Source organism: Salipiger sp. 1_MG-2023, assembly GCF_030547555.1.
Classification (GTDB): Bacteria; Pseudomonadota; Alphaproteobacteria; order Rhodobacterales; family Rhodobacteraceae; genus Salipiger.
Genome location: NZ_JAUOQN010000014.1, coordinates 77,589 through 95,626, shown reverse-complemented (window position 1 = coordinate 95,626; position 18,038 = coordinate 77,589). Strand labels below are relative to the sequence as shown.

14 protein-coding genes are annotated in these 18,038 nt (G+C 64.0%); 9 read left to right on the top strand and 5 right to left on the bottom strand.

What is annotated here, in order from left to right; translation table 11 throughout:
- Positions 1–332: 332 nt before the first annotated feature.
- The 4 genes from Q4543_RS09275 to Q4543_RS09260 all read right to left on the bottom strand — a co-directional run bounded on the left by Q4543_RS09275 (position 333) and on the right by Q4543_RS09260 (position 3,257).
- Positions 333–458 carry a hypothetical protein gene (locus Q4543_RS09275; RefSeq protein ID WP_256444141.1) on the bottom strand — a complete coding sequence of 42 codons (126 nt, stop codon included), beginning with the start codon at positions 456–458 and terminating at the stop codon, positions 333–335.
- Positions 459–694: 236 nt separating this feature from the next.
- The gene (mutT, locus tag Q4543_RS09270; protein WP_216001907.1) at positions 695–1,096 is read right to left on the bottom strand and encodes an 8-oxo-dGTP diphosphatase MutT; all 402 of its coding nucleotides are present in this window, start codon (positions 1,094–1,096) and stop codon (positions 695–697) included.
- A gap of 86 nt (positions 1,097–1,182) precedes the next feature.
- Entirely contained in the window at positions 1,183–2,412 is a 1,230-nt protein-coding gene (argJ, locus tag Q4543_RS09265) for a bifunctional glutamate N-acetyltransferase/amino-acid acetyltransferase ArgJ (RefSeq protein ID WP_303437605.1), read from the bottom strand.
- Positions 2,412–3,257, bottom strand: a complete 846-nt coding sequence (locus Q4543_RS09260) for a peptidylprolyl isomerase (protein ID WP_303437604.1) — start codon at positions 3,255–3,257, stop codon at positions 2,412–2,414. The genes argJ and Q4543_RS09260 overlap by 1 nt, the downstream gene beginning before the upstream one ends.
- 221 nt (positions 3,258–3,478) lie before the next feature.
- Between Q4543_RS09260 and secA the strand changes: the two genes are divergently transcribed.
- From secA to Q4543_RS09235, 5 genes are all read left to right on the top strand, one after another.
- The gene (gene secA, locus Q4543_RS09255; RefSeq protein WP_303437603.1) at positions 3,479–6,226 is read left to right on the top strand and encodes a preprotein translocase subunit SecA; all 2,748 of its coding nucleotides are present in this window, start codon (positions 3,479–3,481) and stop codon (positions 6,224–6,226) included.
- 556 nt (positions 6,227–6,782) lie between these two features.
- A complete protein-coding gene (locus Q4543_RS09250) occupies positions 6,783–7,862 on the top strand; it encodes an MlaE family lipid ABC transporter permease subunit (protein WP_303437602.1) in 1,080 nt (359 codons plus the stop codon).
- Positions 7,862–8,689, top strand: coding sequence for an ABC transporter ATP-binding protein (locus Q4543_RS09245; protein ID WP_303437601.1), 828 nt, complete (start codon positions 7,862–7,864; stop codon positions 8,687–8,689). The genes Q4543_RS09250 and Q4543_RS09245 overlap by 1 nt, the downstream gene beginning before the upstream one ends.
- On the top strand, positions 8,679–10,421 hold the full coding sequence (locus Q4543_RS09240; RefSeq protein WP_303437600.1) for an MlaD family protein: 1,743 nt from the start codon (positions 8,679–8,681) through the stop codon (positions 10,419–10,421). The genes Q4543_RS09245 and Q4543_RS09240 overlap by 11 nt, the downstream gene beginning before the upstream one ends.
- A gap of 6 nt (positions 10,422–10,427) precedes the next feature.
- On the top strand, positions 10,428–11,051 hold the full coding sequence (locus Q4543_RS09235; RefSeq protein ID WP_303437599.1) for an ABC-type transport auxiliary lipoprotein family protein: 624 nt from the start codon (positions 10,428–10,430) through the stop codon (positions 11,049–11,051).
- Positions 11,052–11,274: 223 nt separating this feature from the next.
- On the opposite strand, the gene Q4543_RS09230 is transcribed toward Q4543_RS09235, so the two are convergent.
- Complete coding sequence (locus Q4543_RS09230; RefSeq protein ID WP_303437597.1) at positions 11,275–12,168, bottom strand: LysR family transcriptional regulator; 894 nt, start codon at positions 12,166–12,168, stop codon at positions 11,275–11,277.
- 202 nt (positions 12,169–12,370) lie between these two features.
- On the opposite strand from Q4543_RS09230, the gene Q4543_RS09225 reads away from it, so the two are divergent.
- The 4 genes from Q4543_RS09225 to Q4543_RS09210 are packed head-to-tail and all read left to right on the top strand — an operon-like array spanning position 12,371 to position 18,010.
- Positions 12,371–13,936 (top strand): ABC transporter substrate-binding protein, encoded by a 1,566-nt coding sequence (locus tag Q4543_RS09225; RefSeq protein WP_303437596.1) that lies wholly within the window; start codon positions 12,371–12,373, stop codon positions 13,934–13,936.
- A gap of 11 nt (positions 13,937–13,947) precedes the next feature.
- A complete protein-coding gene (locus Q4543_RS09220; RefSeq protein ID WP_303437595.1) occupies positions 13,948–14,871 on the top strand; it encodes an ABC transporter permease in 924 nt (307 codons plus the stop codon).
- A 12-nt stretch (positions 14,872–14,883) separates the two neighbouring features.
- The gene (locus Q4543_RS09215; RefSeq protein ID WP_303437594.1) at positions 14,884–16,866 is read left to right on the top strand and encodes a dipeptide/oligopeptide/nickel ABC transporter permease/ATP-binding protein; all 1,983 of its coding nucleotides are present in this window, start codon (positions 14,884–14,886) and stop codon (positions 16,864–16,866) included.
- A complete protein-coding gene (locus Q4543_RS09210) occupies positions 16,856–18,010 on the top strand; it encodes an ABC transporter ATP-binding protein (protein WP_303437593.1) in 1,155 nt (384 codons plus the stop codon). The genes Q4543_RS09215 and Q4543_RS09210 overlap by 11 nt, the downstream gene beginning before the upstream one ends.
- The last annotated feature ends 28 nt before the right edge of the window (positions 18,011–18,038 follow it).

The following is an 18,038-nucleotide window of genomic DNA, read 5'->3' as shown; positions in this document are numbered from 1 at the left end:
GTGTCTTCTTCATCGGAATCTCCTCGTTCATCCTGCCGAGAAAATTCTACTTCCGCATCCACTTAAGATCGGGGGGGATTACCCCATGCGGGCGCAACGCTCAGGATCGTCGGTCAGGTGATCGGTGCAAAGCGTTCAGTAGACGGCGAGATCAGGCGAGAATAGCGGCGGGCATCCGACTGCCTTGCCGATCTGGTTCGGTATCTGGCCACCACTCCCACAGGCAGTACACGCCGCCCATTGCGGGTTTGATGTGGTGGAGAAAAGAAAACGCCCGGGCAAAGGCCCGGGCGCTGGTCGAAATCTGGTGACGCGTGAAAGCGCGCGAATCTTCAGGCGGCGGGACGGCCGGTAAAGATCTGGCCGCCGACGCGGACCGAAATACGACCGTCCGGCAGCACCTTTTCAACGATGCCCTGAACGGAGTGACAAGTTCCAACGATGATCGTACGCAGCATTTTCAAGTTCCCCGTGTTCGCTTTGGAGTTTCCCCGGATGGTTGAGTGTTCGACCCGGAAGCCAGTGTTACGGAAATATGAATACGCAAGAATCGTTAACAAAACTAGAAGAAACCGTGTCAATGGCGCCTAAGTGTTAACCAAATGTAGGTTTTTCTTTAGGCAATCCATGCTGCGCTGCAGAAAAAGCTTTACAAAGTTGCGAGTGCACTCGGATTAAGCGCAGATTTTCCGAATCACAGCCAGTCGCGAAGAATCGGAATCAGCGGAATATCGGCCGGGGGCATTGGATAAGACGCCAGTTCGTGCGCCTTGACCCATTTGAGTGCCTGGCCTTCCTGCGACCGGGGCGTGCCCTGCCATTTTCGACAGGCGAAAAGCGGCATCAGCAGGTGAAAATCCTTGTAGGCGTGCGAGGCGAAGGTCAGCGGCGCGAGGCAGCTTTGCCATGTGTCGATGCCGAGCTCTTCCTGCAATTCGCGGATCAGTGCCTGTTCGGGAGATTCGCCCGGCTCGACCTTGCCGCCTGGAAATTCCCAGAGACCGGCAAGGGATTTGCCCTCGGGGCGTTGGGCCAGCAGGATGCGGCCGTCCGGATCGATCAGGGCGACGGCTGAGACGAGGACGATCTTGGTCATGTGCCTGTCCATGTTGTGACGGCAGACGTGGGGGCCAGCCCCCACACCCCCGGAGTTTAAGGGCAAGATGAAGGGGCGGGCCGCGCTCAGGAGCGGTAGTCGGCGTTGATGCTGATGTAGCCGTGGGTGAGATCGCAGGTCCAGACGGTAGCGGCGCCAGTGCCAAGACCGATGTCGACGGAAATCGCGATCTCGGGCTGTTTCATGATCGCGGCGCCGTCGGCTTCCTTGTAATCGGGCGACACCCAGCCTTTTTCGGCGACAAGCACGTCACCGAAGCGGATGGTGAGCGCGTCGCGCTCGGCGGCGGCGCCGGATTTGCCGATGGCCATGACGATGCGGCCCCAGTTGGGATCTTCGCCAGCGATGGCGGTTTTGACCAGCGGCGAATTGGCGATGGCCATGGCGTGGGTGCGAGCGTCGGCGTCGGTTTCTGCGCCGGTGACGCGGACGGTGACGAATTTCGTCGCGCCTTCGCCGTCCTTGACGACCTGATGGGCAAGGTCGAGGAAGATCGTTTCCAGCGCGTCGGCAAAGGCGGTGTCGGCGGGGGTGACGGTGACGCCAGAGGCGCCGGTCGCGCCCATCAGCAGGGTGTCGGAGGTCGAGGTGTCGCTGTCAACGGTGATGCAGTTGAAGCTGCGCTCGTTGATGGCGCTGACCATGGCCTGCAGGTCTGCCTGTGCGATCCTTGCGTCGGTGAACAGGTAAACCAGCATGGTTGCCATGTCGGGGGCGATCATGCCCGAGCCCTTGGCAAAGCCGGCGATCCTGACCGTGCCGCCGGGCAGCGCGACCGTGGCCGCCGCGCCCTTGGGAAAGGTGTCGGTGGTCATGATGGCGCGGGCGGCTTCTTCGCCTTTGGTGGCGTCGAGTGCGCCGTGCAGCTCCGGGAGCTTGGCGACGATGCGCTCATGCGGCAGGCGTTCGCCGATCACACCGGTCGAGCTGGTGAAGACGCGCGCGGCGGGCAGGCCGGTGGCCTCTGCCACTGCCGTGCAGATCGCCGCCACGGACGCATCGCCCGCCGCGCCGGTGAAGGCGTTGGAATTGCCCGAGTTCACGAGGATCGCGGCACCGTCGGCGCTGGCCTGACCGATCTTGGCCTGACAATCGCGCACGCAGGCCGAGCGGGTTTTTGAGCGGGTGAACACCCCGGCGATGGCGCTGCCGGGGGCGAGCAGGGTCAGCATCACGTCCGTCCGGCCCGCGTAGCGGACGCCAGCCGCAACAGAGGCGAAGCGGACGCCCTCGATCACCGGCAAGGCCGGAAAAGAGGCGGGGGCGAGCGGCGAGACGGACGTGATCTTGGCCATTACTGTTCCAGAAGCTGCAGGTTGGAGATTGCCTCGATGGGGGCCTCGGCCTTGTCCATGCGGGTGACGCTGGCGGAGGTCAGTTTCTCGTCGATGTATTCCTGCACCGCGGTCTGCTGCAGCGTCATGACGATTTCGTCGCGGACCTCGTCGAGGGCCGGGGCGGCCTTGTCGCGCAGATCGTTGAGCTTGATCACATGCCAGCCGAACTGGGTCTGCACCGGGCCCGAGATGTCACCGACGGACATGGTTTCGACGGCTTTCTGGAAGGGCTCGACCATCATGCCTGCGCCGAACCAGCCAAGCTCGCCGCCATTGGGGCCGGAGGGGCCGGTGGATTTGGTCTTTGCCAGCTCGGCGAAATCGGCGCCGCCGTTCAGTTCGGTGACGAGCTCTTCGGCCTCGGCCTCGGTTTCCACCAGAATATGCGAGGCGTTGAATTCCTTGCCAAGGCCGTCTGCGGTGTATTGCGCATCATAGGCGCTGCGCACGGCATCGTCGCTGACGGCGGCCTCGGCCACGGCCTTGACGGTTTCGGCGGCGAGCAGGGCGCGGCGCTCGTTCTCGATCGCCAGCTTGACCTGTGTGGACTCTTTGGCCTTGTCGTCGGTCGAGAGCACGGCCTGCTGCACGAGCTGGTCGAGGATGCCATCCCACAGCACGTCGTCGGGCAGTTGCTGGTATTGCTCGGGCAGGCCGGAGCGGACCACCAGCATGTGACCAAGCGTGATGTCGGTGCCATCGACCGTCGCCACGACGGTGTCGAGGCTCTGGGCATGGGCGGGAAGCGCCACGGACAGCGCAAGTACAGCTGCCGCGCCAAGTTTAAAGAGCGAATTCGCCATTGGGCTCGGATCCTTTCCCGGATTGTTCCGGTATCGTGTCGTTTCGGTTGTCTGCCATGTGTCGAGCGGGCAGGCAACGTTGACAGTATGGTAGCCGGTGCTTACATGGCTTGAGGCTCTGCAAGGCCGGTCGTTCCCCTGTTTCATATGGGCTGTGTGCGAGGCGGGCAAGCGGATGCCATCGCACGAACACGGTTTTGTCAGACAGGAAACGGGCACGAATGCTGGGCATCGGAACGATTGCACGAAAGGTCTTTGGTACGCCGAACGACCGCAAGGTCAAGGCAACGCGCCCGCTGGTCGAAAAGATCAACGCCCTCGAGCCCGAGTTCGAAGCGCTCGATGACGCCGGGCTGGTCGCGAAGACCAAGGAATTCCAGAAACGCATCGCTGACGGCGAAAGCCTTGATCACCTGCTGCCGGAAGCCTTTGCAAACTGCCGCGAGGCCGCCAAGCGGGCGCTTGGCCTGCGGGCGTTTGACACGCAGCTGATGGGCGGGATCTTCCTGCATCAGGGCAATATCTCGGAGATGAAGACGGGCGAGGGCAAGACCCTTGTCGCGACCTTCCCGAGCTATCTTCGGGCGCTGACCGGCAAGGGCGTGCATATCGTCACGGTCAACGATTACCTCGCCCGCCGCGACGCCGAGTGGATGAGCAAGGTCTATGGCGCGCTTGGCCTCACCACCGGCGTGGTCTATCCGCAGCAGCCCGAGGACGAAAAGCGCAGCGCCTACGCCGCCGACGTGACCTATGCCACCAACAACGAGCTGGGCTTCGACTATCTGCGCGACAACATGAAATCCGAGCTGAGCCAGATGATGCAGCGCGGGCACTACTTTGCCGTCGTCGACGAGGTCGACAGCATTCTGGTCGACGAGGCGCGCACGCCGCTGATCATCTCTGGCCCGTCGCAGGATCGCTCTGACCTTTACATGTCGATCGACAAGATCATCCCGGCCCTGCCGGAAGAGGCCTATACGATCGACGAAAAGACCCGCAACGTCACCTTTACCGAAGAAGGCAACGATGCGCTCGAAGAGGTGCTGCACCAGCGCGGTATCCTTCCCGAAGGCCAGACGCTGTACGACCCGGAAAGCACCACCGTGGTGCACCACGTCAATCAGGGTCTGCGGGCACACAAGCTTTACACCCGCGACAAGGATTACATCGTTCGCGATGGGCAGGTGGTGCTGATCGACGAATTCACCGGCCGCATGATGAGCGGGCGGCGGCTGTCGGACGGTCTGCATCAGGCCATCGAGGCCAAGGAGGGCTGCCAGATCCAGCCTGAGAACGTCACCCTCGCGCAGGTGACCTTTCAGAATTACTTCCGCCTGTATGACGGGCTGTCGGGCATGACCGGCACCGCCGTCACCGAGGCCGAGGAATTCATGGAGATCTATGGCCTTGGCGTGGTCGAGGTGCCGACCAACCGCCCCATCGCGCGCATCGACGACGATGACAGGGTGTTCCGCACCGGGCGCGAGAAATACGACGCCATCGTCGAAGAGATCAAGGTGGCGCATGGCAAGGGCCAGCCGGTTCTGGTGGGCACCACGTCGATCGAGAAATCCGAGATGCTCTCGCAGCTTCTGGGCAGCGCCGGGCTGCCGCACAATGTCCTGAACGCGCGCCAGCACGAGAAAGAGGCGCAGATCGTCGCCGACGCGGGCAAGCTGGGCGCGATCACCATTGCGACCAACATGGCCGGGCGCGGCACCGACATCAAACTGGGCGGCAACGTCGAGTTCAAGGTGATGGAGGCGCTTGCCGCCGAGCCCGATGCCGACCCCGAGGCGATCCGTGCCCGCATCGAAGCCGCGCATGCCGGCGATGAAGAGGCGGTCAAGGCCGCCGGGGGCCTGTATGTTCTGGCCACCGAGCGCCACGAAAGCCGCCGCATCGACAACCAGCTGCGCGGCCGGTCGGGCCGTCAGGGCGATCCGGGGCGCAGCTCGTTCTACCTGTCGCTCGAAGACGATCTGATGCGCATCTTCGGCTCGGAACGGCTGGACAAGATGCTTTCGAAGCTGGGCATGAAAGAGGGCGAGGCGATCATCCACCCTTGGGTGAACAAGTCGCTGGAACGCGCCCAAGCCAAGGTCGAGGGCCGCAACTTCGACATCCGCAAGCAATTGCTGAAATTCGACGACGTGATGAACGATCAGCGCAAGGTGATCTTTTCGCAGCGGCTCGAGATCATGGAAGCCGAAGACGTCTCGGAAATCACCGAAGACATGCGTCACGAGGTGATCGAGGAATTGGTCGACCTGTATATCCCGGCGCGCAGCTACGCCGATCAGTGGGATACGCAGGGACTCTATGCTGCCTGCATCGAGAAACTCTCCATTGATGTGCCGGTGATCAAGTGGGGCGAGGAAGAAGGCGTCGACGCCGAGGTCATCCGCGAGCGTCTCGTAGAGGCGGCCGACAAGGCGATGGCGGAAAAGGCCGAGGCCTTCGGCCCGGACACCATGCGCCAGATCGAAAAGCAGGTGCTGCTGCAGACCATCGACCAGAAATGGCGCGACCACTTGCTGACGCTCGAACATCTGCGCTCGGTGGTGGGGTTCCGCGGCTATGCGCAGCGCGATCCGCTGAACGAGTACAAGACCGAGGCGTTCCAGCTGTTTGAAACGATGCTGGAATCGCTGCGTGAGCGGGTGACGGAGCAGCTTGGTCGCATTCGCCCGATGACCGCCGATGAGCAACAGGCGATGATGGGGCAGCTGGCCCAGCAGCAGGCGGCGCTTCGCCAGCAGACAGATCAGGCCGCCCCGGTGCCCGCTGGCAACGCTTCGGCAGCCACTGGCGAGGCTCCGGCGCCGACGCAGGTCGCCAACGCGTCTGCGCGCCCCGGCTTCGACGAAACCAACCCCGCGACCTGGGGCAATCCAAGCCGGAACGATCCCTGCCCCTGCGGGTCGGGAGAAAAGTTCAAGCATTGCCATGGCAGGCTCGCCTGATCTGATTGTCGAAGAAGACGGCGACGTTCGTCCCAAATCGGACCAAGTTTGTCCAAAGGTCTGTATATAGGGGTGCCAAGCGGCGCCCCTATTTCATTTGTCAGCAGTCTCGCATCATTCAACTGAAACTGACCGGCCGCCGCGGTGCGCTTGGGGTGGCCTAGGGGCCAGTCCGGGTGACCATCCCGCCGACGGTGGCGTCGCAGCAGTGCAAAGCCATGGCGCTTTACCTGATCCGCTGGCGCCGTAGCGGAGACCCTGCGGCAGTGTGACCAAGGCGCTGGAACAGCTCTTGCCTTGACCGGGCGGTGAACTGGTCCTCATAACATGGGGATGGATCGGATTTTCACGGAACGTCTGGGGTTGCCCTGCAATGGAAATCTACAGGGTCTGAAACCGGATAGTAGAATGTCATGATCAGCCAGCCGCCATTTTCAGTTCATACAGCCGATGCACCGGGCGTGGTATCGGGGCGGCGGAGAGCTGCGGGGCGTCCGCAGGCTTTGGCTGTCGGCGTGGTCCGGTGGGCGTGGGTCGGTCAGCCCGCGAACGGTCGATGAATCTGCAGCTGACTGGCCGTCTCGTGGTCGCAAGGCTGGATGAGGCCCGCGCGCAATTCTCGACGGTGGCGGATGCGCGGGAGCTGTGCGTGGATCTGTCGGGCATCGAGGCTCTGGATACCGCCGGGGCTTGGCTGATCATCGACACGCAGAGCGCCATTCAGGCCCGTGGCGGGCGCTGCGAGATTGTCGGCGCGTCGCCGCTTCAGGGCGAATTGCTGGACGTGGTCCGGCAGAGTCTCCCCGAAAAGGCCGCGCCCACGGCATCGCGGCACGATTTTGTCTACTGGGTCGAGGCGATCGGCAAGAACACTTGGCACGGCATTCTCAAGCTGATCGAGATCCTCAGCTTCTTTGGCGCGGTGCTGGCGTGCTTCGCTGGGGTGGTCCGGCATCCCTCGCGGTTGCGGCTGACGGCGCTTGTGCATCACATGCAGCAGATCGGGGTCAATGCCACGCCCATCGTGTCGCTGATGGCCTTTCTGATCGGTGTGGTCATGGCGTTTCAGGGGGCCGTGCAGTTGCGCCAGTTCGGGGCAGAGGTGTTTGTCGTCGATCTGATCGCGATCTCGGTGCTGCGCGAACTGGGCATCCTGCTGACCGCGATCATTGTCGCCGGGCGATCGGGGGCTGCGTTTACCGCCGCCATCGGGTCGATGAAGATGCGCGAAGAGATCGACGCGATGCGCACGCTTGGGCTTGATCCGATCGAGGTGCTGGTCCTGCCACGGGTTCTGGCGCTGGTCCTTGTGCTGCCCTTGCTGGGGTTCGTGGCGGATATCATGGGGCTGCTCGGCGGAGGACTCATGTCGTGGATCGAACTGGGCGTCTCGCCGGGCATGTTCCAGACCCGACTCTATGAATCCGTCGATGTCTGGCACTACGCCGTGGGTCTGATCAAGGCGCCGTTCTTTGCCGTCATCATCGGGATCATCGGCAGCTACGAGGGCATGAAGGTTGGCGGCGACGCCGAGTCTCTGGGCAGCTTGACCTCGACCTCGGTCGTGCTGTCGATCTTCCTCGTCATCCTTGCCGATGCGCTGTTTTCCATCTTCTTCGCGGTGGTGGGGGTGTGATGGGGGATAGCAACGACGCCGTTATCCGGGTGCGCGGCCTGCGCACGCAGTTCGGCACGCATGTGGTGCATGACGGGCTGGACCTCGATGTGCGTCGCGGCGAGGTGCTGGGCATCGTCGGCGGGTCGGGAACGGGAAAATCGGTGCTGTTGCGGGCCATCGTTGGTCTGCTCGAGCCGGCGGCGGGCAGCGTCGAGGTGTTTGGCACCAGTTTGCTGAACGTCTCGGCGGATACGCGGCAAGCCGTCGGCCGGCGCTGGGGCGTGATGTTTCAGGACGGGGCGCTGTTCTCGTCGCTGACGGTGCGCGAGAATGTCGAAGTGCCGATGCGCGAACAGACCGATCTGGATGCGCCGACCCGGCGCGCCCTTGCCGAGCTCAAGATCTCCATGGTCGGCCTGCCGCCGCTGGCCTGTGACAAATATCCCTCGGAGCTGTCGGGCGGGATGCGCAAACGCGCCGGGCTTGCGCGCGCGCTTGCGCTGGACCCCGAAATTGTTTTTCTGGATGAACCCACGGCGGGGCTGGATCCGATCAGCGCCTCTGCCTTCGATGCGCTGATCAAGAAGCTTCAGACCACGATGGGGCTGACCGTGTTCATGGTGACCCATGATCTGGACAGCCTGCATGCAATCTGTGACCGCATCGCCGCGCTTGCCGAAAAGAAGGTGCTTGCCACCGGCACGATGGCGGACATGCTGAAGATGGATCACCCTTGGATGCACCAGTATTTTCACGGACCGCGTGCGCGTGCGGCGGGGCTGGACCATGATGCCCCCGCCGTCACGACCCCGGTAATCGAAGGGCCGACTGCCGATGGAAACTAAAGCCAACTTCGTTCTGATCGGAGCCGTGACCCTCGCCGGGCTGCTGGGGATGATGGGTCTGCTGGTCTGGTTCGCCAAGATCGAGATCGACCGCCAATACGCCGTCTACGAAGTGCTGTTCGACGATGCCTCGGGGCTGGGGATGGCGGCGGACGTGCGCTACAACGGGCTGGCGGTCGGCAAGGTCATCGGGCTCGATCTGGACCAGAGCGATCCCAGCAAGGTCCGGGTACAGATCGAAGTCGCCGCAACCACCCCCATCAAGACCGACACAACGGCGCAGCTGAACTCGCTGGGGGTTACCGGCGTCGGCTTTGTCGCGCTGACCGGCGGCAGCGCCGAGGCGCCGCTGTTGCGCGACACCGAAGACCCGAACGCGGTAAAACTGATCGAGTCGGAACGCTCGGTCGTTCAGGCGCTGTCCGAAGACGCCCCGGATCTGGTGGCCGAGGCCGTCGCGGCGATCCGGGAGGTCCGCAACTTTCTCGGCGCTGAAAACCAGCAATCGGTGGCCAATGTGCTGAACAATCTCGAAAGCGCGTCGGGGCAGCTTGAAACGGCGCTGAGCGATTTTTCGGATATCTCCCGGACGGTCTCGGACGGCGTGGGCGAAATCACCAAGTTCACCGGGCGGCTGGATGTCATCGGCACATCGGTAGAGACGGCGCTGGTCTCGATCACCGAAACGCTGGACGTCGCCAAACTGGCCATTGCCAGTGTCGAGCCGACGTTCCGCTCGGCGAGCGAAGCGTTCACCACCGCCGAGGCAACCATCGACGACGTCGATACCTTCGTGCAGACCCGTGTGCCGCAGATTGCCGATGATCTGACGGCAGCCATCCGCTCCGTCGAGACCGCCACGGCGGAGCTGCAACCGCAGCTCGAAGAGGTGCTGGCGCAATTCGGCGGCACTGCCACGGCCGCAACGCAGCGCTTTGACGAGCTTGAAGCCACCATCGCCGGTCTGGATGCGACGCTTGCAGAGGCGCAGGCCTCCTTCGGGGCCATCGAAACCGCCTCTGGCGCGTTTCAGCTTCTGGTAAGCGGCGAGGGGACGGCACTGGTCACCGACGCCCGCGCGACCCTGACCTCGGTGAACGAGGCCGTCGCCAGTGTGGACAGGATGCTGAAGGACGACATTCCCCCCATCGTTGCCGACATCCGCAGCGCTGTCAGCTCTGCGAGCGGCGTGATCGACACGGTGTCCGCCGATGTGAGCGCCTTTACCAACAGCCTCGACCCGCTGGCGGCCAGCGGCGAGGAAACCTTGAAGGCGGCGACACAGACCTTGCAGAACGCCGACCGCACGCTGGCCAATCTCGACCGGGCCCTGACTACAACCGAGACGACACTGGAGACCGCAGAGGGCGCGTTCGCAAAGGCCGACACGGTGTTGTCCACCGATCTGGGGCCTGCGGTGGCCGATATCCGGACCGCCGCCGGGCAGGTCGAGACAACGATGTCCTCGCTGGCCGCCGATATTCCCGCCATCACCACCGACCTGCGCGCAGCGGCAGCGCGCACGCTGAGCCTTGTCGAGAACATCGAAGCGACGGTGGCAGCCAGCGCGCCGCCCGTGCAGGCGTTTGCCCGTGACGGGCTGCCGGAGTTCACGAGGTTCGCCCTTGAGGCACAGCAACTGGTGACGCGACTGGAACAGGTGGCCAAGAAACTGGAACGCGACCCGGCCCGGTTCTTCTTTGGCAACAGCCTCCCGGAATTCAGGAGATAGGCAGACATGAGATTTCGTAGTGCAATGCGACGGGCGGTGCTGACGCTTGGGCTGGCCACCTTGGCCGGGTGTTCGGCGCTTTCCAGCATCGATTCCGCCTCAAAGCCGCTGAATACCTATGAACTGAGCCCGCTGCCCGCGGTGTCGGGCTCAGTGCGGCGCGGGCGCGCATCGATCGAGGTGGCGATGCCCACGACCACAGGGGCGCTGAGCAGCGATCGCATCGTGATCAAGCCCACCCCGCGCGAGATTCAGACCCTGCCGGATGCCCGCTGGGTCGATGACGCGGCGGCGCATGTCCAGCTGCTTCTGGTGCGCTCTCTGGCGAATTCGGGGCGGTTCTCACTGGTCACCAGCGCCGGGGTGGGGCCAACGCCCGATTATGTGCTGATGAGCGATCTGCAGGCGTTTCAGGCCGAGGTGTCCGGTGACGAGGTCAATGTGGTCATCCAGTCGACACTGACCCTGCTGCGCGACAGCGATGGCGCGATCCTCGCCTCGCGCAGCTTCAGCAGCGCCGTGCCGGTGGCTGATACCTCGGCGGCGCGCATCGTCGAAGCCTTCGACATGGCCATGACCGCGCAATTGACCGAGATGGTCGACTGGCTAGCCAGCACGCGCGGGCTGTAGCAACGGCCCAAACGCAGGTTCGAGACTCGCCCGATGATCGCTCACGCGGGCGGCTTGGGCGAAAGCGGTGGGGATCTGGCCTGATGCAACCGGCGGGCGGTGCAAAAGATGCATATCGAAGCAGCATTTGCATGTGGCTTGTATCACATGCCGCAGGTTGACTCATAACCAGAAGTTCAGAAGCGCCCCCCGCATGCAAGCTGCGGCCATGCGAGCCCAAGGTTCAGACGTTGCGGCGCGCTGCGGTCACATCCAGCAAATGTTCGACGAATTTGCGCGCGATCAGGGTTTGCGGCTTGATCGGATTCTGCAGCAGATAGATCGGAACCGACAGCGGCTCTGCGAGCGGGCGCACCACCACATCCGCGCGGTCGAACAGTTTGGCGGATTCCTCGTCGACGACGCCGATGCCGTGGCCGTCAGCGACCATCCGGCACAGCATCGCGCCGATGGCCACCTCGATCTGGCTGCGCAGCGGCAGTCCTGCCATCAGCATCGAAGCCTCGAATTTACGGCGTATTTCATCGCCAGCGCTGAGAGACAGCAGCCTTTCGCTGCTGAGCTGGTCCAGCCGGATCTGTTTCTCGCGGCAGAGGCGGTGGCGCGTTGGCAGCACGCAGACGGCGTGCAGATCGAACAGCACGGTCTTGTCGACCGACAGGTCTTCGCTTCGGGCTTGCGAGATACCGATGTCGAGCTCTCCGCGCGCCACGCGCTGCACCGTTTCGGGCGAACTGACCGACCGGAACGACAGTGAAAGGTCGCTGTATTCATACAGAAAATCGCGGATTGCGCCGGGCAGCCACCCGGTTGACAGCGCCGGAATGCAGCTGATTTCAAGGCGCGCATGTTCAAGCCGTGCCAGCCCTTGGGCGAAGCTTTCCAGATGGCCGAAGCTTTCGGTCATCCGCGCCGCTTCAAGATAGAAAGACCGGCCTTCATCGGTCGGGTTCAGCCCCTTGGCGCCACGTTTGAAAAGCCGGACGCCCAGCTCTGCTTCAAGCATTTTCAGAGACTTGCTGACGGCCGGTTGCGACAGAGACAGACGCTGGGCGGCGGCTGTGACCGATCCGGCCTCAAGCGTGGTCACAAAGATCTCGCATTGCCTGTAATTCATCTGCTTCCATAACCTGAGGTAATAAAACCCTAGCATACATGATTTGACAGCAAAGTTGGCTGTTGCGCAAGCTGGGCTCACTTACACGGGAAAGCCGCCGCAGAGCAGGATACCCCGGATCAGCGATTTGCAGATTTTCCTCCAGATCTCCCGCAGCCTTGCGCTTTGCGGGCCCAGAAATTTGTTGCCAACGGGACATGACATGAACCAGATCTTCCCTACGCGTCGGCCGGCCCTGTCCGTCCGCTCGTTTGCCGCCTCAGTCTTGCTTGCCACCGCGCTTCCGCTTGCCGCCATCGCCGCGCCCGAGGGCGAGCTGCGCATCGCCGTGGGGGCGGATGCGACCACCTTTCACCCGCATGTGAATTCGCTGCCCGTGGGCAACGCCGTTGACGGGCTGGTGTTTCAGCAGCTGTTCCGGATCGACGGTGAAAATCAGGTCGTGCCGTCGCTGGCCACCGACTGGAGCTGGTCCGAAGACGGCATGACCTTTTCGGTGACCTTCGAAACCGGCCATAAGTTCAGCAACGGCAGGCCGGTCGATGCAGCCGCCGTAGCGGCATCGTTCAACCAGCTTCTCGACCCTGACAGCGGGTCGATCTACGCCGGGCTCTACGGCTCGCTGGGCGAGGCGGTTGCGCAGGGCGAAGATACCGTCGTGTTCAATATGGCCGAAAAGAACGGCCACGTTCTGATGCTGCTGGCCAACAGCGCCGCCGGGATCATCGACACGCAGGCCAACGCCGAGATGGGCGCGGAATACGGCCGCAAGCCGGTGGGCAGCGGCCCCTACATGGTCGCTGAATTCATCGGTGGCGAGCGGTTCAGCCTTGTGCCGAACCCCGATTACACCGGATCACGCCCGGCGACGCTGGAAAAGATCACCTTCATGGCGGTGCCCGAAGACGGATCGCGGATGGCGTTGCTGGAAACCGGCGATGTCGACATCGTCGATCGGGTGCCGGCGGAATCCATCCCCACCATCAACGCGCTTGACGGGGCTACGGTGATCCTGCCCGACAGCATGTTCTCGATCTCGATGGAGATGGTGCTGCGCGGCCCGCTGACCGACAAGCGGGTGCGCGAGGCACTGAATATCTCGCTCGACCGCGCCGGCATGGTGCAGGGCATTCTCGGAGGGCTTGGCACGCCGTCGCAGGGGCAGGTTGGCCCCGGCACCGAAGACGCGCTGCGCGTGACCTTCGACGAAAAACCCTATGATCCAGAGCGCGCCAAGGCGCTGCTGGCCGAGGCCGGCTATGGCCCGGGCAACAAGCTGGAACTGCGGGTCAACTGCCCCAATGGGCGTTACATCAAGGATGCGCAGGTGTGTCAGGCGCTGACCGGGCAGTGGCAGGCCATCGGCATTGATGCCAAGGCCAACATCCTGGATCTGCCCAGCTGGTCTGCCGCGCACCGGGTGCCGCTGGACGAGCGCACCTACGATATGTCGATGATCGGACGCGCCACGGCGGGCATCGATTTCACCCTGTACCGGCTGTTCCACACCGGGGTCAGCGCCAACACCTCTGGCTTCAGCGACGAGCGGGTCGACCGCCTGCTGGCCGAGGGCCGCGCCAGCACCGATATCGACGCGCAAAAGGCCGATTACGCCGAGATCCAGAAGATCATCTGGGATGAGATGCCGTTTGTCTTCCTGTGGTACCAGAAGCAGGCCATCGGCATCGCGGATAACGTGACCGGTTTCACCATTCGCCCGGATGAAACCATGCTGTTCGATGACGTTCACGTCTCGGCCGGCGGCTGAGGAGGCGGGCCATGTTCATCCTCAAGCGTCTTCTTGCCGCCATCCCGACCTTGTTCGTGGTCAGTCTGCTGGCCTTCTGGTTTGTCGACCTGATCCCGGGCGATCCGGCGGCGCAGCTTGCGGGGAACATGGCCACCGATGCCGAAATCGCCGATATCCGCCATCATCTCGGGCTCGATCGGCCACCGTACGAACGCTATCTGCTGTTCCTGCGCGGCGTGGTTGATCCCGAGATCGCCACATCCTTTCGCACCTCGCGCCCGGTGGTGCTGGAAATTTCCGAACGGATGCCCAAAACGCTGATCATCGCCATCGGTGGTCTGCTCATCGGGCTGGGCTTTGGCGTGGTCACCGGGGTGATCTGCGCGCTGCGGCAGGGCGGGTGGTTCGATGCCATCGTCACGGTGCTGACGCTGGCGGGAATTTCCATGCCGATCTACTGGCTGGGCCTGCTGTGCATCTGGCTGTTTGCGGTCAATCTTGGCTGGCTTCCCGCCGCCGGGGCGGCGACGCCCGCCCATTACGTGCTGCCGGTGCTGGTGGTCGCGACCCGCCCGGCGGCGCTGTTCAGCCGGCTTGTCACCGCCAATCTGCTCGAGGTGATGGGCAAGGATTACCTTGATACCGCTCGCTCCAAAGGGCTGCCGGAACGGGTGGTGATCCTGCGCCATGCGCTGCGCAATTCGCTGGTCGCCGCCGTCAGCGTGGCGGGGGTGCAGTTCGGTGGCATGCTTGGCGGATCGGTGGTCACCGAAACCGTGTTCGGCGTGCCGGGGCTGGGGCGCCTGTTGGTCAGCGCCGTCGGCAGCGGAGATTACCCGGTGATCCAGTACAGCGTGTTGATGTTCGCGGTGTTCTTCGTGGTGATCAACCTTGCGACTGATCTGCTGGGCCAGTGGCTGGACCCGCGCACCCGCGATTACGCGGCTGCCTGACAGGATGACTTCATGACCATGACCTTTGCCACCAGTGACATCGCCGCCCACCCCGGGACGCGTCTGATCCAGCACCCGCGCCTTGCAACGCTGCGCCGCATCGCCAGCGCGCCCAAGGGGCTGATCGGTCTGGCGATCGTGTCGCTGATGATGATCCTTGCGCTGCTGGGGCCGTGGCTGGCGCCGCTTGACCCATATGCGCAGGATTTCATGGCGACGCTTCAGCCGCCCTCTGCCGCGCACTGGTTCGGAACCGATCAGCTGGGGCGCGACGTGTTCAGCCGCATTCTCGTGGGGGCGCGCTCGTCCTTGGGGATTGGGGTTGGCGGGGTGGCCGTGGCCTTTGTCATCGGGGTGCCGCTGGGGCTGGCCGCGGCCTACCTGCGCGGCACCTTCGATCAGTTGCTGATGCGCGGCGTCGATATCCTGCTGTCATTCCCGGATATCGTCTTTGCGCTGGCGATTGTCGCGATCATGGGGCCGAGCACCTTCAACGTAATCCTCGCAGTAGGCATCGTGTCGATCCCGGTGTTCATCCGCACCACCCGCGCGGTTGCCATGAGCACCCTGAGCGAGCCCTTCGTCGAAGGCAGCGTATCGCTTGGCTGTTCGCCGCTGCGGGTGATGGGGCGGCATGTACTGCCGAACATGGGCGGCATTCTCGTGACGCTGTGCAGCCTGCTGTTCGCCTCGACCCTGCTGACGGCATCTGGCCTTAGCTTTCTGGGGCTGGGCACGCAGCCGCCCGAACCTGAATGGGGCACGATGCTGGGCGAGAGCCGGTCCTACATTCGCACCCATCCATACATGGCGAGCTTTCCGGGGCTGTTTCTGGCGCTGTCGGCGCTGGGCTTCAATCTACTGGGCGAAGAGCTGCGCCACATCTATGATCCGACCGCCGCAAAACGGCGCAAGGGGCAGGGGCTGCTGGCGCGACTGAGGAAAACCGCCCCGCGCGAAACCACGGCGCAGGCGCGGGCGCTTGCCAGTACCGTCAGCGATGCCGCCGCGCTGGGCCGCGATCTCGAGATTTCCTATCTGACCGACAAGGGCCAGCTTCCTGCGGTGCGCGGCGTCGATTTCGTTCTGCGCCGGGGCCGCACGCTGGCGGTTGTCGGGGAAAGCGGGTCGGGCAAGTCGACGCTGCTGCGCGCCGTCGGCACGCTGCTGCCGCGCGGGCAGGCCATCGTGTCGGGCGGATCGCTGCGGATCGCGGGCGAAGACGCGTCCGGGTTGACCGGCCCGCAGATCCAGACCCTGCGCCGCAAGCATATCGGCATGGTGTTTCAGGATGCCGCCAGCGCGCTCAACCCGGTGATGACCATCGGGGCGCAACTGGCCGAAGCGATCAGTGCGGGCCAACCCATGAGCGCAAGCGCGCTGCGTGCCCGCTCCGTCGCCCTGCTCGACGCGGTGCAGATTGCCGACCCCGAAAGCCGCCTTTCGGCCTATCCACATCAGTTTTCCGGGGGCATGAAGCAGCGCATCGTGATCGCCATCGCGCTGGCGCAAGAGCCGCAGATCCTGCTGGCGGACGAGCCGACCTCGGCGCTGGATGTGACCATCCAGCAGCAGATCCTTGCGCTGCTGCGCAAGATGCAGAAGGACCGCGATATGGCGATGATGCTGGTGACCCATGATCTGGGGTTGGTGGCGCGCTATGCCGATGACGTGGCGGTGATCTATGCCGGGCGCATCGTCGAAACCGGGCCGGTGGACGAGGTGTTCTGCAACCCGCGCCATCCCTACACCCGCGCGCTTGCCGCATCGACGCCCAAGCTGCGCCATGACGGATCGACCCGGCGTCTGCCCGCGATTACCGGCGAGCCGCCGATGCTCGGCCAGTTGCCCGCAGGCTGTGCCTTTGCGCCGCGCTGCGGGCGGGCCACAGGCCGGGCGATTTGTGCCACGCACCAGCCAGAGCTGACCGCGCGCGGCAGCAGCGCCGCCGCCTGCCATTTCCCTGATGAAACGGAGAGTGCCGATGCCCCGTGACATGCGCCATATGCGCCCGGCGATCTCGCCCGAAGGCGCGCTGCTGACATCGCCCGAAGGCGGGGGCGAAAATGACGTTCAGGCACCCGGCGACATATTGCAGGTGCGCGATCTTTGCGTGTCCTTTCCGGTCGGCAAATCGCTGTTTCGCAGCAGCGCGCGGCGCTATGTGCGTGCGGTGCAGAACGTCAGCTTTTCGGTGCCGCGCGGCGGCTGCTACGCCATCGTCGGGGAAAGCGGGTCGGGCAAAAGCACGCTGGCCCGTGCCATCGTCGGGCTTGTCGGCATGACCTCGGGCGAGGTGATCATCACCGGGCACAAGCTGTCGGGGCTCGGCGCGCGCGAGCGGCGCAAGCTGCGCCGCCGGGTGCAGCTGGTGTTGCAGGATCCGCGCGCCTCGATCGACCCTCGGATGCGGGTGCGCGAGGTGCTGCGCGAGGCGCTGCTCGTACATGACATCGCCCGCGACAAGGCCGATCAGGCCGAACGCATCGACCGGGTGATCCGTCAGGTCGGGCTGAGCACCGCCCATCTGGACCGCTTTGCCAACGAGCTGTCGGGCGGGCAGCGCCAGCGCGTCGCCATCGCCCGCGCGGTTATTCTGGAGCCGGAGATCCTTGTGCTGGACGAGCCGGTCAGCGCGCTCGATGTGTCTATTCAGGCGCAGATCATCAACCTTCTGGTCGATCTTCAGGATCGGCTGGGCCTGACCTATGTGATGATCACCCATGATCTGGCGCTGGTCAGCCATTTCGCCGACAGCACCGGCGTGATGTATCTGGGGCGGTTTGTCGAACAGGGCAGCGCCCGGCAGGTCTGCAACGCGCCGCGCCATCCCTATAGCGAAAGCCTGCTGTCGGTGGTCGCCAGCGATGACCCCGAGGTCGAGCGGACCCGCGATGTGACCCTGCTCCAAGGCTCCATCCCAAGCCCGCTTGCTCTGCCATCGGGATGCGCCTTTCACACCCGCTGCCCGCATACCGTTCGGGTGGCCGCCACGCTGCCGCCCGAGTCCCGCATGGCGCGCGGTACGTCCGAAATCCCCCGGCGCTGCGCCGAAGTGGCCCCGCCCAACGCCGGCGGTGCGCCCGCCAGCGGCTGCCATTGCCATTATCCGCTTGCGCCGGCCGCAAGCGATCACTGACCTCCGGCGCCGCCGGAAAAAGGAGAAG

Excerpts from the sequence above, each read along its gene's own strand:
- Q4543_RS09250 (WP_303437602.1), top strand. The coding sequence starts at position 6,783 with ATGAATCTGCAGCTGACTGGCCGTCTCGTGGTCGCAAGGCTGGATGAG.
- Q4543_RS09260 (WP_303437604.1), bottom strand. The coding sequence starts at position 3,257 with ATGGCGAATTCGCTCTTTAAACTTGGCGCGGCAGCTGTACTTGCGCTG.
- Q4543_RS09235 (WP_303437599.1), top strand. The coding sequence starts at position 10,428 with ATGAGATTTCGTAGTGCAATGCGACGGGCGGTGCTGACGCTTGGGCTG.
- Q4543_RS09275 (WP_256444141.1), bottom strand. The coding sequence starts at position 458 with ATGCTGCGTACGATCATCGTTGGAACTTGTCACTCCGTTCAGGGCATC.
- Q4543_RS09230 (WP_303437597.1), bottom strand. The coding sequence starts at position 12,168 with ATGAATTACAGGCAATGCGAGATCTTTGTGACCACGCTTGAGGCCGGA.
- Q4543_RS09220 (WP_303437595.1), top strand. The coding sequence starts at position 13,948 with ATGTTCATCCTCAAGCGTCTTCTTGCCGCCATCCCGACCTTGTTCGTG.
- Q4543_RS09240 (WP_303437600.1), top strand. The coding sequence starts at position 8,679 with ATGGAAACTAAAGCCAACTTCGTTCTGATCGGAGCCGTGACCCTCGCC.
- Q4543_RS09245 (WP_303437601.1), top strand. The coding sequence starts at position 7,862 with ATGGGGGATAGCAACGACGCCGTTATCCGGGTGCGCGGCCTGCGCACG.
- Q4543_RS09225 (WP_303437596.1), top strand. The coding sequence starts at position 12,371 with ATGAACCAGATCTTCCCTACGCGTCGGCCGGCCCTGTCCGTCCGCTCG.
- secA (WP_303437603.1), top strand. The coding sequence starts at position 3,479 with ATGCTGGGCATCGGAACGATTGCACGAAAGGTCTTTGGTACGCCGAAC.
- mutT (WP_216001907.1), bottom strand. The coding sequence starts at position 1,096 with ATGACCAAGATCGTCCTCGTCTCAGCCGTCGCCCTGATCGATCCGGAC.
- Q4543_RS09215 (WP_303437594.1), top strand. The coding sequence starts at position 14,884 with ATGACCATGACCTTTGCCACCAGTGACATCGCCGCCCACCCCGGGACG.
- Q4543_RS09210 (WP_303437593.1), top strand. The coding sequence starts at position 16,856 with ATGCCCCGTGACATGCGCCATATGCGCCCGGCGATCTCGCCCGAAGGC.
- argJ (WP_303437605.1), bottom strand. The coding sequence starts at position 2,412 with ATGGCCAAGATCACGTCCGTCTCGCCGCTCGCCCCCGCCTCTTTTCCG.